Origin of the sequence: Actinocrinis sp. (genome assembly GCF_035605935.1) — a bacterium.
Classification (GTDB): domain Bacteria; phylum Actinomycetota; class Actinomycetes; order Streptomycetales; family Catenulisporaceae; genus Actinocrinis.
Window position 1 is genome coordinate 61474 of the sequence record NZ_DATNGK010000153.1, and the last position, 16880, is coordinate 78353.

Here is a 16880-nt window from a genome sequence, read left to right on the forward strand (position 1 = left end):
GCCAGACGAAGTAATCGCGCGCCCTTCGCGCTGCCCCCGGCCGGGATCCAGCCATTCGCCACGCACTGAAATCCGGCAACCACTGTAGCGAACACCGGGGCGCGGACACACGTGGAATCACCGGGTCAACGGCTGTGCCGACTTGCGAAGATGTGGACCTGCATCCCAACGCCCTGTGTATTGGCCCCGCGCGGCGCGTCCCGGCACACTTCGAGCGTGGTGCATCTGCCGATCCTGTTCGACCTGCTCGGCGTTTTCAGCGCGGCGGCCTCCGGCGCGCTCACCGCCGTGCGCAAGGGCCTTGATCTCGTCGGGATCCTGGTGCTCGGCGCGGCTACCGGCCTCGGCGGCGGGGCCGTGCGTGACGTGCTGATCGGCGTGCATCCTCCGGCGTTCCTCGCCGACTGGCGATATCTGACTACTGCGACGCTCGCCTCGCTGGCGGTGATCGCGGCGCAGTATCAGGCGTTCGGGGTCGAGTCCGAGCTGCGCGAACGAGCAAGGCTGACCACCGCGTATCTCATCGTGGACTCGCTGACCCTAGGTTTCTTCGCGGTTTCCGGCACTGGTAAGGCCTTGCGATATGGGCTGGCACCCGTTCCCGCGGCGCTCATGGGTGTGCTGACCGCGGTCGGTGGCGGGGTGATCAGGGACATGCTGATCGCCGAGGTGCCGACGGTGCTGCGCCGGGAGTTCTACGCCATCCCGGCCGCGATCGGTTCGCTGATCGCCGATGCGGTAAACCGCTACACGCCTGGCGCTACGCCGCTCGCCTTCGCGGCGGCCGCTGCGACGGCGGCGCTGCGGCTCATCGCGGTGCGACGAGACTGGCACGCGCAACTACCGCCGGCGCGACGTTGAATCGCGTCGTGCACGGTTGATGCGGCGAACTGCGCCAGGAGCGACAGACTGCTGACATAAGCGGCATGCCGAAGCGCGGCAACGAAAATCGCCGCAATTCGCCGTTCCTTAGAACAGCCGTGCGAATAAACGGCGGCGGTTCGCGACCGGCTCGCAGAGCCGTCATCCAGTGATTCAGAGCGCGGATAACCCGAGCCGTTCCGGTGGATTCGACCGGCGCGCGCCCGTGGATTTCGAGCGGGCGCGCGCATCGATTTCGAATGCCGCGCAAGAGACGCGTCCCGAGCGCCAGTGCGTCCGCGCGCCGCTTTACAGAGACAGTTCGGTGATCTGCCCGTCGCGGTCGAGGAAGCTGCGGCCGACGTCCACAAACTCCGCGCCGCGCGGCCCGTGGATATGGATTCCGGTGAAGACCGCGACGTCGGCCGGCACCGCGTCGTCTCGCAGCACCTTGATCGCCTCGTCCGAGTCGAGCCCGATCAGATCCCGGGCGATCCGGATGATCGAAAGCAGGTCGACCTGCTGCGGATCGTCGACCAGCGGCGCGATGCGCTCGCGCAGCCGGGACTGCTCGGGGTCGGCCTTGTCGAGATACGGGTAGTCCGAGGTGTGTACGTCGCCGCCGCGCAGCTCGTCGTGCAGAGCCATCAGCGCGCCGCAGGTGCTCGACGGTCCGGGCACGCCCGGCCTCTCCACGTTGCCGATAATCCCCGCCTCGTCCACGCCCACATGGGTGAGTCCGAACAGGACGAAGGTGCGCCGGCCGTTCACCAGCGGCGCGTGTCCGCGCGCGGCGGCCACACCCGTTCGGCCCAAAGTCAGCAGCCCGGCCAAGCCGGCCATGTTGAACGCGGGCCCCCAGGCCCGCTGCAGCTCGGCGGTCAGCGCGAAGGCCAGCTCGTCACGGCAGGTGGCGATCAGGGGCAGCGCCGAGCCGCGGTGCACCTCCTGCTCACGCAGCCGGTCCTGGGTCGAATTGACGAACTGGTTGGCTGGAATGGCGGCCGGGAAGTCGCGGGCCAGAGTACTGGCGAAGCTCACGGGCGGGTACCCTCCACGGTCTCGGTCGTACGGTCCGATCAGCACATCAGTCGGCTGGCCGGTCAGCGGAACCGTGGACCAGTCGACAACGTGATGTTCGCACAGACTGTGTTAACGCACCGTTGCAGAGTCTGACTTGAACCGCCCCTAAGCGGTACGGTTAAGATGAGGTATCTTGACGTCGAGATAATCTAGACAGCGGCCAGAAACCCACGGCCGGCGAACAACGGTCAGCGAACGGAGTCCCCGCGATGTCAGCAAGCAGCGCGACCAACAGCTTCGGCGCACGCGCGCAGCTCGGCGTCGGCGACGCGTCCTACGAGATCTTCCGGCTCGACGCGGTGCCCGGCGCGGAAAACCTGCCCTACTCGCTCAAGGTGCTGCTGGAGAACCTGCTGCGCACCGAGGACGGGGCCAACATCACCGCCGACCACATCCGGGCCCTGGCCGGCTGGGATCCGGCCGCGGAGCCGGACACCGAGATCCAGTTCACCCCGGCCCGGGTCATCATGCAGGACTTCACCGGTGTGCCCTGCGTCGTCGACCTGGCCACCATGCGCGAGGCCGTGGTGGCGCTCGGCGGAGACCCGGCGAAGGTCAACCCGCTCGCCCCGGCCGAGCTGGTGATCGACCACTCGGTCATCGCGGACGTTTTCGGCACCCCGGATTCCTTCTCGCGCAACGTCGACTTCGAGTACGAGCGCAACCACGAGCGTTACCGCTTCCTGCGCTGGGGGCAGACCGCCTTCGACGAGTTCAAGGTGGTCCCGCCCGGCACCGGCATCGTGCACCAGGTCAACATCGAGCACCTTGCCCGGGTCGTCATGAGCCGTAACGGCCAGGCCTACCCGGACACCGTGGTCGGCACCGACTCGCACACCACCATGGTCAACGGCCTCGGCGTGCTGGGCTGGGGCGTCGGCGGCATCGAGGCCGAGGCGGCGCTGCTCGGCCAGCCGGTCTCGATGCTCATTCCGCGCGTGGTCGGCTTCAAGCTGACCGGCGAGCTGCCGGCCGGAGCCACCGCGACCGACCTGGTGCTCACCATCACCGAGATCCTGCGCAAGCACGGCGTGGTCGGCAAGTTCGTCGAGTTCTACGGCGAGGGCGTGACCGCGGTCCCGCTGGCCAACCGCGCCACCATCGGCAACATGAGCCCCGAGTTCGGCTCCACCTGCGCGATCTTCCCGATCGACCAGGAGACCGTGGACTACCTGCGGCTCACCGGGCGCACTCCCGAGCAACTCGCGCTGGTCGAGGCGTACGCCAAGGAGCAGGGGCTCTGGCACGACCCGGCGAGCGAGCCGAAGTACTCCGAGTACGTCGAGCTGGACCTGTCCACGGTCGTGCCCTCCATCGCCGGGCCGAAGCGCCCGCAGGACCGGGTCATCCTGGCCGAGGCCAAGAGCCGCTTCCGCTCCGCGGTGCGCGACTACGTCAAGGACGCCGACGAGTCCGGTATCGAGTCCTTCCCGGCCTCCGACGCGCCGGCCGGGCGCAACGGCTTCTCGAAGCCGACGCCGGTGACCGCGCCCGATGGCGCGCAGTTCGAGATCGACCACGGCTCCGTGGTCATCGCCGCGATCACCTCGTGCACCAACACCTCGAACCCGTCCGTCATGCTCGGCGCGGCGCTGCTGGCCAAGAAGGCCGTCGAGAAGGGTCTGCACGTCAAGCCGTGGGTCAAGACCACCCTCGCGCCTGGCTCGAAGGTGGTCACCGACTACTACGACCGCGCCGGCCTGACCCCGTACCTCGACAAGCTCGGCTTCAACCTGGTCGGCTACGGCTGCACCACCTGCATCGGCAACTCCGGCCCGCTGCCCGAGCACATCTCCGAGGCGGTCAACGCGGCGGACCTCACCGCGGTCTCGGTGCTCTCCGGCAACCGCAACTTCGAGGGCCGGATCAACCCCGACGTGAAGATGAACTACCTGGCTTCTCCGCCGCTGGTGATCGCCTACGCCATCGCCGGGACCATGGACTTCGACTTCGAGAACGACGCGCTCGGCGCCGACCAGGACGGCAACCCGGTGTACCTCAAGGACATCTGGCCCGCCCCGGCCGAGGTGCAGGAGGTCATCGGTTCGGCGATCTCGGCCGAGATGTTCGCGCACGACTACTCCGACGTGTTCGCCGGGGACGAGCGCTGGCGGTCGCTGCCGACGCCGACCGGCAACATCTTCGAGTGGGACGCGGACTCGACCTACGTGCGCAAGCCCCCGTATTTCGAGGGCATGCCGCAGAGCCCGGCCCCGGTCCAGGACATCACCGGCGCGCGGGTGCTGGCCAAGCTCGGCGACTCGGTGACCACCGACCACATCTCGCCGGCCGGATCGATCAAGGCCGACTCCCCGGCCGGGAAGTACCTGGCCGAGCACGGCGTCGAGCGGCGCGACTTCAACTCCTACGGTTCGCGGCGCGGCAACCACGAGGTGATGATCCGCGGCACCTTCGCCAACATCCGGCTGCGCAACCAGCTGCTCAACGGCGTGGAGGGCGGCTTCACCAAGAACCTGCTGACCGGCGAGCAGACGACGATCTACGACGCGTCCGAGGCCTACCAGCAGGCCGGCGTGCCGCTGGTCGTGCTGGCCGGCAAGGAGTACGGCTCAGGTTCCTCGCGCGACTGGGCCGCGAAGGGCACCGCGCTGCTGGGCGTCAAGGCGGTCATCGCGGAGTCCTACGAGCGCATCCACCGCTCGAACCTGATCGGCATGGGCGTGCTGCCGCTGCAGTACCCGGCCGGGCAGACCGCCGCGTCGCTCGGCCTGACCGGGGAGGAGGAATTCTCCGTCACTGGCATCACGGTCCTGAACGACGGCTCGACCCCGCGCACGGTGAAGGTCAAGGCGGGAGACAAGGAGTTCGATGCCGTGGTCCGCATCGACACCCCGGGCGAGGCCGACTACTACCGCAACGGCGGGATCATGCAGTACGTGCTGCGTAACCTCATCAAGGGTGCGTAACGGCGAGGTGCGACGCTAAGTCACATCCGAGCAATCGGGTAGCGAGTTGCAGGCGGGAGCCCGCGTCCGCAGTGGTCGGGCGCGGGCTCCCGCCTGCTGTGTTTCACGCACTAGGGGAGAACGAGGGTTTTCCCGCTATCCCGCGATGGCTGCGAATAGGTAATTTCACTCTCGGCCCAGCCCGTTCTTATGAGAACGCTTATTCGTACACCCGCCGCACGGCCTCCGGTCCGCGGCTGGTGTGAAGCGGCGCCCGCTACAGGCAAGGGCGTAGACCGGCCGGGGCGCGGGACACAATCCCGCCTCCGGCCGTGTCGTCGCGATTCAGACGTCCCCGGCGCGGATACCCACCCGGAGCTACTGCCCTCCGGCCGCGCCGGGGAATCCATTTTCTGACGGGCCCTCGGACTCTCCCAGCACGCTGCGGTTCACGGGCCAGAAGCGCCCGGATGGCTCTATCCAGCGCGGGCCCCGATGAATCAGACTGCATGCACCGTGTCGGCGTGCACAGTGTCATACCAAGTCGTATTTGCAGGCGTCCTGGGCGCATCCGCCCCGACCTCTCCCGGATATTGTTGCCTCCTGCACCAATCTTGGCTGCAATCCGCGTGTATGGGATCAGCCTGGGCAGATCCGGCATCGATGGATCGGAAACCTGCCCAACGGGTGCCGGCTTCGACAGTCGCGCGCGGCCCGCTTGGCTCTGCGACAACGAATCCTGCGATCCCTCGCGCGGCCGCTACCGTCCCCGACTCGGCTTCGCTTGATCGCGGCGGTTCTCGGTCTGCGCGTCCCGCGCCGCCTCGCGAGGCACTCCTGACGCCTCGCCGCAGCGCCGCTCGGCGTCAGCGGATCGCTTTCCGTTCGCGGCTGCGGAGTCATGCGGAGCTACTTGCCAAGCTCAGGGCGGTACCGGCCCGATGGCAATCGCGTTGCGGCGCGGTAACGGAGCGGCGCCCGGTGGCCGCCCTGGTCTCGATTCGGCAACGTATGGTGCACCGTCAGGACCCTGCCGAAGGCCTGATTCGACAGATATTCGAATTGTTGCCGCGGGGTGTCCTTGACCGGTGCCACAGCACGTCGCGCGCTGTACCACGATCACCCGGCGCGACATATTGGTCTAGACCTCGTCCGATATGCCGGATTTCGGCACTCGCTGTGTATCCTTCGGCAGCGGAACGCGTTTCCCAATCGTTACGCCGTTCGACAAACTGACCGGTCAGACCCCTTCCCAACCGGGGACTGACCTAATACGTTGCCGGTCACAACATTCCTTGAACGCCGAGCCGCCGGGCACTGGTTGCCACCGGGCCGGCACTGAGAAAGGACCAAAACGCGATGATGCGTAAGGCCGTCCTCACCGCCACCGTCGGCGCCGCTGCTCTGGCGCTCGGTGTCGCGGCGTGTTCCAGCTCCTCCTCGCCGAGCTCTTCGTCTTCCGGCGGCTCCAACAACGGTGGCGCCAAGCCGAAGATCGGCATCATTCTCCCTGAGACCGCCACCTCGGCCCGCTGGGAGGGCGCTGACCGCCCGGCCCTGAGCGCCGAATGCGCGAAGAAGAACCTGGACTGCGACATCCAGAACGCGCAGGGCAGCGACCAGCAGGAGAAGTCGATCGCCGACCAAATGATCAAGACCGAGCACGTGCAGGTCCTGATCCTGACCCAGACCGACCCGACCACGGGTCTCGCGGTCACCACCGAGGCCAAGGCCGCCGGCGTCAAGGTCATCGACTACGACCGCCTGGTGCCCGGCTCCGCCCCCGACTACTACGTGTCCTTCGACAACGTCCAGGTCGGCAAGGACCAGGGCAACGCGCTGGTCGCGGCGGTCAAGGCCGCCGGCACCGCCAAGCCGGACGTGGCGATCCTCGACGGCGCCCCGACCGACAACAACGCCACCCTGTTCAACCAGGGCTACATGTCGGTGCTGAACCCGCTGATCTCCGCCGGCACCTGGAAGAAGTCGGCTGAGCAGGCCATCGCCAACTGGGACAACACCACCGCCGGTACGACCTTCACCTCCATGTACAACGCCGACCACGGCATCAACACCGTCATGGTGGCGAACGACGGCATGGCGAACGCGGTCATCGCGGACCTGAAGAACCTCGGCATCAACGGCAAGGTGGTCGTCTCCGGCCAGGACGCGACCGCCGGCGGCCTGCAGCACATCCTGGACGGCGACCAGTCGTTCAGCATCTACAAGCCGTCCTCGCAGGAGGCCGTGCCCGCCGTCGACCTGGCCGCTGAGCTCGCCGCGGGCAAGACCCCGACCGAGAACTTCCAGACGGTGACGGACCCGAGCAACCAGTCGTCGATCAAGTCGCTGCTGGCCACCCCGGTCACCATCACCAAGCAGAACGTCGACCAGCCGATCAAGGACAACTACACCCCGTACAAGGACGTCTGCACCGCGGCTTACGTCGCCAAGTGCACCGCGGCCGGTATCGCGGCGCAGTAAGTCTCAGATCCACCCGGTTTCGCGCGGCGGCTCCCGCCTGGGCCGTCGCGCGAAACCGGGGGCTTGGCTTGTAGGGAGGCGTTTCGGGTGGTATCGCGTTGTCACAGTTTCGCAATATCGACGCGGGTCCAGGAGAAGAGGTCGAGGTGAGCGAGAACGAGCCGATCCTGCGCATGCGCGGGATCAACAAGTCGTTCGGCCCCGTCAGTGTGCTCAAAGGGGTGGACTTCGAAGCCCACCTCGGCGAAGTGACGGCGCTGGTCGGCGACAACGGCGCGGGCAAGTCCACGCTGGTCAAGTGCATCGGTGGCACTTATTCCATCGACGACGGGGAGTACCTGTTCGAGGGCAGGCAGGTCAAGGTCCACGGCCCCCGCGACTCGGCCTCGTTGGGCATCGAGATCGTGTACCAGGACCTGGCGCTGTGCGACAACCTCGACATCGTGCAGAACATGTTCCTCGGCCGTGAGCGGCTCACCGGGGCGCGCACGCTCGACGAACCCTCCATGGAGCGGGCGGCGGGGGAGACCCTGGCCTCGCTCTCGGTGCGCACCGTCAAGTCCGTGCGGCAGAAGGTCGCCAGCCTCTCCGGCGGCCAGCGGCAGACCGTGGCCATCGCCAAGGCCGTGCTGTGGAACTCCAAGGTCGTCATCCTCGACGAGCCGACCGCCGCGCTCGGCGTCGCGCAGACCGCCGAGGTGCTGCGCCTGGTGCGCAACCTGGCCGACCAGGGCCTCGCGGTCATCCTCATCTCGCACAACATGAACGACGTGCTTCAGGTCTCGGACCGCATCGCGGCGCTCTACCTCGGCCAGATGGCCGCGCTGGTCAAGCGCTCCGACGTGACGCACACCCAGATCGTCGAACTGATCACGGCCGGCCGCTCCGGCAACCTCGGCCTGCCGCTGACCACCACGCTGAGCTCGAACGGAGCGGCCGCATGAGCGAGCTGATCGACAGCCGCGCCGACGCGGCTCCCACCATCAGTGCCGCGGTCCCGCGCACGCTGGGCGAGACCTTCAACAACTACCAGTCACGGGTGCGCAACGGAGAGATCGGCTCGCTGCCCGCTGTCATCGGCATCGTGCTGCTGGTGGTCATCTTCTCGATCGCCCAGCCCGGCTTCCTGACTCTCTCCAGCTTCGTTTCGATCCTGCAGGAGTCGGCGCCGACCATCACCCTGGCCATGGGCCTGGTGTTCGTGCTGCTGCTCGGCGAGATCGACCTGTCGGCCGGCGTGGTCGGCTCGACCGCCGCGGCGTTCGGCGCGATCCTCTCGGTCAAGCACGGCATCGCCTGGCCGATCGCCATTCTCGGTGCCGCGGCGTTCGGCGCGGTGGCCGGCGCTCTGCTCGGCTGGCTGCGTGCCCGCATCGGCATCCCCTCATTCGTGGTCACCCTGGCCGCGTTCATCTCGTTCCAGGGCGCCCAGATCCTGGTCATCGGCAGCAGTTCCGGTCAGGTCTCGATCACCGACAAGACCCTGCTCCTGCTCGACAACGGCCGCATCTCCCCGGTGCTCGGCTGGGTGTACCTGGTCATCGGCGTCCTCGGCTACGCCGCGGTGAAGTTCGTCCAGTTGGCCAGCCGCCGCAAGCAGGGCCTGGCCGTCGAGCCGATGAGCCTGCTGGCGCTGCGTATCGGCGCGCTCGCCATCGGCGGTGCGATCTTCGTCTACTTCTGCAACGTCGACGAGGCGCTGGACTGGCAGCGGCGTGAGGGCATCCACATCCGCGGCGTCCCGTGGGTGGTGCCGATCATCGCGGTGCTGCTGGTCATCCTGACCTTCGTGCTGGGCAAGACCCGCTACGGCCGGCACGTCTACGCGGTCGGCGGCAACGACGAAGCGGCCCGCCGCGCCGGTATCCCGGTCCGGCTGGTGCGCAACTCGGTGTTCGTCATCGGCTCGACCATGGCGGCGTTCTCCGGCCTGTTCCTCGCCTCCCAGCTCAACGGCGTGAACACCCAGGAGGGCGGCGGCAACGTCCTGCTGCTGGCGGTCGCGGCCGCCGTCATCGGCGGCACCTCGCTGATGGGCGGGCGCGGCCGGGTGGTCGACGCGGTGCTCGGCGGCCTGGCGCTGGCCATCCTGCAGTACGGCATGAGTGACCTGATCAAGGGGGGCAACGCCTCCGCTTATCAGTTCATCATCACCGGCATCGTGCTGCTGCTGGCCGCCGCGGTCGACGCGCTCTCCCGGCACGCCGGACGGACGTCGAGCTAGGCGCAGGCACTACTCCGCAAGCAGGGTGGCAGTGCTAGGCGCGTCGGACGGGAGGCGAACGGTGATGACTCAGCGAGCTGAGACGCCCTCGGGAAGGCACTGCCTTGTCTGAGCGCCGCAACTCGGCCATGGCCGCGGGCGCGGCCGGAGCCACCCAGGACGAGGTGCGCCGTCACAACGTGTCCACCCTGCTGCGGTACGTGCACGTGCACGGACCCACCTCGCGCGCGGAACTGACCGCCGCGATGCAGCTCAACCGGTCGACGATCGGCGCGCTTACCGCCGATCTGACCAACGCCGGCCTCGTGCGCGAGGAACTTCCCGCGCGCGGGGCCGGCGCGGGGGCCGGGCGACCGTCCCTCGTCGTCGTGCCGCGTTCGGAGCGGGTGTACGTGCTCGCCTTCGACATCGGCGTCGACTATCTGATCGCGGCGCGCGTCGGGCTCGGCGGAGCGATCCTGGACCGGCGCGAGCTGTACCGGCCGCGCGGCGACTACGCCCTCGATGACGTGGCCGCGCACCTGGGCCGGTTCACCGGCGAGATGCTCAGCCGCGCCGCGGCCGACGCCGTGTGCGTCGGGATCGGCGCGGCGATCGCCGGTGTGGTGCGCGACGCCGACGGGCTGGTGCGCTTCGCGCCGAACCTCGGCTGGGTGGACGCCCCGCTCGGCGAGACTCTTTCCTCCGTGCTCTCCCAGCACGGCATCCACGCCCCGGTGGCGGTCGGGAATGACGCGGACCTCGGCGCGCTCGCCGAGCATGTGCGCGGCGCCGCGGCCGGAGCGACCGACGCGGTGTACCTGACCGGCGAGGTCGGTGTCGGCGCCGGGATCATCGTCGGCGGGCAGCCGTTGCGCGGCGCCGGCGGTTACGGCGGTGAACTCGGTCACATGGTGGTCAACCCGGCCGGACGGCTGTGCCGCTGCGGCGCGCGCGGTTGCTGGGAGACCGAGATCGGCGAGAAGGCCATCCTCGACGCGGCCGGGCACCCGGACGGCCCCCGCTCCACCGTGCCCGCGGTCGTGTCCGCGGCCGCCGGGGGAGACCCGCGCGCCGCCGCCGCGATCCGTCATGTGGGCGAATGGCTCGGCATAGGCGTCGGCAACCTGGTGAACATCTTCAACCCCGAGGTGGTCGTCTTCGGGGGTCTGCTGCGCGACATCCTCCCAGCCGTCGAGCAGCAGCTTCGCACCACACTGCGCACCTCGGGCCTGGTCGCCCCGCGCGAACTGGTACGGCTGGTCGCTCCCGGACTCGGCCCCGACTCGACGCTCGTCGGCGCGGCGGAACGCGCTTTCGGCCCACTGCTGAGCGACCCGCCCGGCGCCCTCGCGCCACTGCTCGCGGCTGCCGCGACACCCCCGGCCGACGCCTGGTGAACCGCGCAGTGGCCTGCGCGCACCACGCTTTCCGAGCAGCCTGACGCCCGATGTGACGGGCGTGAAGATCGTGTGGAGGGCCGGATGATCTACCCGGGCCGACGACCGCTCGGCGATTAGACTCGGACCCTCGTCCCATCGGATCTTCGGCGCGCGAGCGCGGGAGATCGGAACGGGGGACGATGAACTCCGGGCTTCGCCAACACTCGGGGAACCGTCGAGCCACCAAGGAGGACCCGTGTCGCTGCCGGGCAGTTCGAGCGCCGAGACCGCTTCCGAGACCAAGACGGCGTCGGCAAAGACCGCGTCGTCGAAGTCGGCGTCGTCGAAGACGGGGTCAGCTAAGGCCGCGTCAGCGTCCAGCGTCGGATCCGTTCTCAGCACCGTGCATGGGCCGCGCGATCTGGACCGGCTCGGCCGGGACGAGCTGGTGCGCCTCGCCCGCGAGATCCGCGACTTCCTCATCGAGAGCGTGACCAAGACCGGCGGCCACCTCGGCCCCAACCTCGGCGTGGTCGAGCTTTCCCTGGCGCTGCACCGGGTTTTCGACTCCCCGCGCGACACGGTCATCTGGGACACCGGCCACCAGGCCTACGTGCACAAGATCCTCACCGGCCGGCACGACTTCTCCAAGCTCAAGCAGGAGGGCGGGATCTCCGGCTACCCGTCGCGTGCCGAGTCCGAGCACGACGTCGTGGAGAACTCGCACGCCTCCACCGCCCTCTCCTACGCGGACGGCATCGCCAAGGCCTATCAGGTCCGCGGGCAGACCGACCGGCGGGTTGTCGCAGTCATCGGCGACGGCGCGCTGACCGGTGGCATGGCCTGGGAAGCGCTCAACAACATCGCCTGCGCCAAGGACCGTCCGGTCGTCATCGTGGTCAACGACAACGAGCGCTCCTACGCGCCCACGATCGGCGGCCTGGCCGAGCACCTCTCCACCCTGCGCGCGACTCAGGGCTATGAGAAGTTCCTGTCCTGGGGCAAGGGCACGCTCAACCGCACCCCGGTCGTCGGGCCCGCGATCTACGAGACCCTGCACGGGATGAAGAAGGGGATCAAGGACATCGTCGCGCCGCAGGGCATGTTCGAGGACCTGGGCCTGAAGTACATCGGCCCGATCGACGGCCACGACGTGGCGGCGGTCGAGGCAGCGCTGCGCCGGGCCAAGGGCTTCCGCGGACCGGTCATCGTGCACTGCATCACGCGCAAGGGCGAGGGCTACCAGCCGGCCCTCGACGATGAGGCAGACCACTTCCACGGCATCGGCGTGGTCAACCCGGAGACCGGCCTGCCGTTCCAGATCGCCGGGCCGAGCTGGACCGACGCCTTCGCCGACGAGATGGTCAAGATCGGCAACGAGCGGTCCGACGTGGTCGGCATCACCGCCGCGATGATGATCCCAGTCGGCCTGCACAAGTTCGCCAAGGCTTACCCGGAGCGGATCTACGACGTCGGCATCGCCGAGCAGCACGCCGCGACCTCCGCGGCCGGCCTCGCGTTCGGCGGCCTGCACCCGGTCGTCGCCGTTTACGCGACCTTCCTGAATCGCTGCTTCGACCAGGTGCTGATGGACTGCGCGCTGCACCGGGCCGCGGTCACCTTCGTGCTGGACCGCGCCGGGATCACCGGCGATGACGGCGCCAGCCACAACGGCATGTGGGACATGTCGATCCTCCAGGTGGTCCCGGGTCTGCGCATCGCGGCCCCGCGCGATGCCGCCCAGGTGCGCGCACAGCTGCGCGAGGCCGTGGACGTGCACGACGGCCCGACCGTGGTGCGCTACTCCAAGGGCGCGGTGGGACCGGAGATCGAGGCGGTGGACCGGGTCGACGGCGTGGACCTGCTGCGGACACCCGCCGACCCCGACGTCCTGATCGTGACCGCCGGGCCGATGGCGGTGCAGGGACTCCAGGCCGCCGAGCTGCTGGCCGCGGAAGGCATCGAGGCGACGGTCGTGGACCCAAGGTGGGTCAAACCGGTCAATCCGGCGCTGATCGAACTGGCCCGCGGCCACCGCGCCGTAGTCACCGTTGAGGACAATGGCCGGGTCGGCGGCGTTGGCGCCGCGATCTCCCAGGCACTGCAAGATTCAGGGGTCACCCGGCCCGTGCGCGTCCTCGGTATCCCGCAAGAGTTCCTTGACCACGGCAAACGCGCCGCGATCCTGGAGCGGATCGGGCTGAGCGCACAGGGCGTCGCCGCCGCGGCCCGGGCGGCGCTAAGCTGACCGCGGGCCGGGGGACTCACACGACTCTTTCATCCGGCTCATGAATTCGTTACAGCACGGGGACATACTGTGACGCAACGGTCCCGCGCTGTTATCAGGCCTCCTGAAAGAATCAACGCGTGGACCCCTCTGGTACGAATACTGACGCTCTGCCCGCGACGGTAGTCATCGGTGCAGGTCCGGCCGGCCTCACTGCGGCCTACGACCTGAGCAAGCATGGCTACCCAGTCCAGGTCTACGAATCGACGGACGTCGTCGGCGGCATTTCGCAGACCGTGGAGCGCGACGGCTGGCGCTTCGACATCGGCGGCCACCGCTTCTTCACCAAGGTGGCCGCGGTCGAGGCGCTGTGGCACGAGATCCTGCCGGACGAGGACTTCCTGCTGCGCCCGCGTATGTCACGGATCTACTACCGGGGCAAGCTGTTCGACTATCCGCTCAAAGCCGGCAATGCGCTCAAGGGGCTCGGGCTGATCGAGGCGGCCCGGTGCATCGGCTCGTACGCGTGGGCCCGAGTGCGTCCGCCCAAGGACGAGACGCACTTCGACGACTGGGTCACCGCCCGCTTCGGCAAGCGGCTGTTCTCGATCTTCTTCAAGACCTACACCGAGAAGGTGTGGGGCATGAGTACCGCCGAACTTCCGGCGGACTGGGCCGCGCAGCGGATCAAGAACCTCTCGCTGATGGGCGCGATCAAGAACGCGCTGCTGCCCAGCCGCAACCAGAAGGAGATCACCAGCCTCATCGAGGAGTTCCAGTACCCGAAGTACGGGCCCGGCATGATGTGGCAGGTCGCCACGGACAAGGTGCGCGCGCAGGGCGGCTCGGTGGAACTGAACGCGCCCGTGCAGCGGGTCCGCTGGGAGGCGGGCAAGGGCGCGGTGGCGGTGACCGTCACGAACGCCGACGGTACGTCCACCGAGGTCCCGGCCGACCACGTCATCTCCTCCACGCCGATCTCGGCCCTGGTCCGCGCCATGGAGCCGGCCGCGCCGGCCGCGGTCCAGGCCGCGGCGGACGACCTGCGGTACCGCGACTTCCTGACCATCGCGCTGGTCGTGCCGCTCGAGGCCGGCTTCCCCGACAACTGGATCTACATCCACACCCCCGGCGTCAAGGTCGGGCGCATCCAGAACTTCGGTTCCTGGTCGCCGTTCCTGGTGAAGGACGGGCGCACCTGCCTCGGCCTCGAGTACTTCGTCAATGAGGGCGACGAAGTGTGGAGCGAGCAGGACGAGGAGCTGGTCAAGCTCGGCACGGCCGAACTCGAGCGGCTCAACCTGATCGAGCCGGGCAAGGTCGAGGCCGGATACGTAGTGCGGATGCCGAAGGCGTACCCGGTGTACGACGACAGCTACCAGAAGAACCTGGACGTCATCCGGCAGTGGCTGGACGCGAACGTGCCGAACGTGCACCCGGTCGGCCGCAACGGCATGCATCGCTACAACAATCAGGACCATTCGATGCTCACCGCGCTGCTGACAGCAGAGAACATCCGCACCGGCTCCACGCACGACGTCTGGTCGGTCAACGTCGAGGAGGAGTACCACGAGGAGGGCGGCGACGGCGACACGAAGCGGCCCACGCCGACGGGTACCGGACGTGACGCGCCGCTCATGCCGCGCCAGACGCCGCTGTCGAACGAGGCCGTCTCGGCGTAGGAGTTTCGGTGAATTCGGGGGTGGATTTCGAAGTACCGGCTCTCCTGCCTGCTGACGACGGATCAGCCGATGGCGGGTCAGCCGACGGCTCGGGGATCGGCAGCGGTTGGCGACGGCTGCGCTGGTTGCTCGACGGGGTGTGGGTGACGCTGCCGGCATGGGTTGCGGGACACGTGCTCGTGGGCCTGATCTCCTGGCACATGGACCGGCAGCATCCGCTCGGCAAGCTGTTCATGTGGGACACGCCGTGGTACCGGTACATCGCAGCGAACGGATACGACGCCAAGGGCGGCTTCGCCCACTTCTTCCCGTTCACGCCGATGATCACTGCTGCGGTCACGACGGTGACCCGACTGCCCGTCACCATCGCGCTGTTCGGGGTCTGCTGGGTCGGCGCGCTGGTCTTCGGCGCGTTAGTCCATCGGATCGTCATACGAGAGACAGGGGATCGCACCGCCGCCCGGCGCGCGGCGTGGCTGACCCAACTGGCCCCCGGTGCCTACGCGCTCGTCATGGGCTATACCGAGCCGCTGGCGGGAGTACTCGCCGCGGGCTACTTCCTCGCGATCCGCGCTTACCCCGGCCGGCCGGCCCGCACCTGGACCGCGATCATCCTCGGCTTTCTGAGCGGCATCGCGCGCCCGACCGGCCTCCTGCTCGCTATCCCGGGCGTGGTCGAGGGCGTGCGCTCGGCTCGCACCGCCCCGATGAGGACCGCGGCAGTGAAGACCGCGGCAGTGAAGACCGCCGCTGGAAAATCCCTGCTCAGCGCTGTCGCCCCGATCGCGGGTTTGGTCGTCTACCTCGGCTACTCCCGCCTCCGGTTCCATTCCTGGTTGCTGCCGTTCACGCAGCAGACGCTCAAGACGAACCGCGAGCGCCTGATCAACAGCCCGCGGATTTCCTTCCACGACGTCTCGCGCTTGCATCACCACGGTCACCAGGTCGCGGACATGTGCCTCCTGCTGATCGTGCTCGCGGCCGCGCTGATCGCGATCGTCGCGCGCAAGCTTCCGGCGTCCTACGTGCTGTGGACGCTACCGATGTACGGCCTCGCGATCACGTCGCACAACTTCACCTCACTGCCGCGCTATATCGGCGCGCTCTTCCCGATCCTGATCGCGGCTGCCCTCGTCTTCCGCAGATGGTGGCAAGAAGCGCTGCTCCTCGCCGCCAGCGTGGCGCTGCTGATCTGGACCACGCATACCGCGTTCGCGGGCTTCCTCGTCGCCTGACGCAGCATCACCTCAAACAGCATCACCTAAAACCGTGCGGGGCCCCAGCCGGCTCGACTGAGACCCCGCGATCTGACTGACTGTCAGGCCGGCAACGACGCCACACCCAACGGCAGGAACCGCCCGCCGGTGACCTTCTCGGACACGCCGGTGCGGTCCAGGTACGGCGTGATCCCACCGAGGTGGAACGGCCAGCCCGCCCCGAGGATCATGCACAGGTCGATGTCCTGCGCCTCGGCCACAACGCCGTCCTTGAGCATCAGGTCGATTTCCTCGGCGATCGCGGACAGCGCGCGGTCACGCACCTCCTCGGCCGTCGAGGGCTTGTCGCCGACCTGCAGCAGCGCCTCGACCTCCGGATCCAAGGTGGTCGTGCCCGGCAGGTAGAACGCCCGCTTGCCCGCGCCGACCAGCCGTCGGACGTTCTCCGACACGCTGAACCGCTCCGGGAACGCGGCGTGCAGCGTCTCCGAGACGTGCAGCGCGACCGCCGGGCCGACCAGCTCCATCAATACGAACGGCGACATCGGCAGGCCCAGCGGCTCCAGGGCGCTGTCCGCGACCTCGACCGGCGTGCCCTCGTCCAGCACCTCGTTGACCACGCCGAGGAAGCGGGTCAGTAGCCGGTTGACCACGAACGCCGGGGCGTCCTTCACCAGCACGCTGGACTTCTTCAATTGCTTGGCAACGGCGAACGCGGTGGCCAGCGACGCGTCGTCGGTCTTCTCGGCGCGCACGATCTCGAGCAGCGGCAGCACCGCGACCGGGTTGAAGAAGTGGAACCCCACGACCCGCTCCGGGTGCTTCAACTGCGCGG

At 68.4% G+C, this 16880-nt stretch carries 11 protein-coding genes; 9 read left to right on the top strand and 2 right to left on the bottom strand.

Annotated elements, in window-relative coordinates; genetic code table 11:
* Positions 1–216: 216 nt before the first annotated feature.
* On the top strand, positions 217–861 hold the full coding sequence (locus tag VN779_RS13175) for a trimeric intracellular cation channel family protein (protein ID WP_325722954.1): 645 nt from the start codon (positions 217–219) through the stop codon (positions 859–861).
* 309 nt (positions 862–1170) lie between these two features.
* Here the strand turns inward: VN779_RS13175 and VN779_RS13180 are convergent, their stop codons facing one another.
* Entirely contained in the window at positions 1171–1902 is a 732-nt protein-coding gene (locus VN779_RS13180; RefSeq protein WP_325722956.1) for a hypothetical protein, read from the bottom strand.
* Between the two features lie 251 nt (positions 1903–2153).
* Between VN779_RS13180 and acnA the strand changes: the two genes are divergently transcribed.
* From acnA to VN779_RS13220, 8 genes are all read left to right on the top strand, one after another.
* Positions 2154–4871 (top strand): aconitate hydratase AcnA, encoded by a 2718-nt coding sequence (acnA, locus tag VN779_RS13185; protein ID WP_325722958.1) that lies wholly within the window; start codon positions 2154–2156, stop codon positions 4869–4871.
* A gap of 1338 nt (positions 4872–6209) precedes the next feature.
* A complete protein-coding gene (locus VN779_RS13190; RefSeq protein WP_325722960.1) occupies positions 6210–7334 on the top strand; it encodes a sugar ABC transporter substrate-binding protein in 1125 nt (374 codons plus the stop codon).
* A gap of 173 nt (positions 7335–7507) precedes the next feature.
* On the top strand, positions 7508–8278 hold the full coding sequence (locus tag VN779_RS13195; protein WP_349260775.1) for an ATP-binding cassette domain-containing protein: 771 nt from the start codon (positions 7508–7510) through the stop codon (positions 8276–8278).
* On the top strand, positions 8275–9558 hold the full coding sequence (locus tag VN779_RS13200; protein ID WP_325722964.1) for a sugar ABC transporter permease: 1284 nt from the start codon (positions 8275–8277) through the stop codon (positions 9556–9558). Before VN779_RS13195 ends, VN779_RS13200 begins: the two co-directional genes overlap by 4 nt.
* Before the next feature lie 104 nt (positions 9559–9662).
* Positions 9663–10937: an ROK family protein gene (locus VN779_RS13205; RefSeq protein WP_325722966.1), complete on the top strand. Its 1275-nt coding sequence runs from the start codon at positions 9663–9665 to the stop codon at positions 10935–10937.
* 238 nt (positions 10938–11175) lie between these two features.
* Positions 11176–13167, top strand: coding sequence for a 1-deoxy-D-xylulose-5-phosphate synthase (dxs, locus tag VN779_RS13210; protein WP_325722967.1), 1992 nt, complete (start codon positions 11176–11178; stop codon positions 13165–13167).
* A gap of 119 nt (positions 13168–13286) precedes the next feature.
* A complete protein-coding gene (locus tag VN779_RS13215) occupies positions 13287–14828 on the top strand; it encodes an NAD(P)/FAD-dependent oxidoreductase (protein ID WP_325722969.1) in 1542 nt (513 codons plus the stop codon).
* Between the two features lie 8 nt (positions 14829–14836).
* Positions 14837–16063 carry a hypothetical protein gene (locus VN779_RS13220; protein WP_325722971.1) on the top strand — a complete coding sequence of 409 codons (1227 nt, stop codon included), beginning with the start codon at positions 14837–14839 and terminating at the stop codon, positions 16061–16063.
* An 83-nt stretch (positions 16064–16146) separates the two neighbouring features.
* Here the strand turns inward: VN779_RS13220 and VN779_RS13225 are convergent.
* On the bottom strand, positions 16147–16880 hold a 734-nt coding region (locus VN779_RS13225), incomplete at its 5' end, for a 3-hydroxyacyl-CoA dehydrogenase family protein (protein ID WP_325722973.1).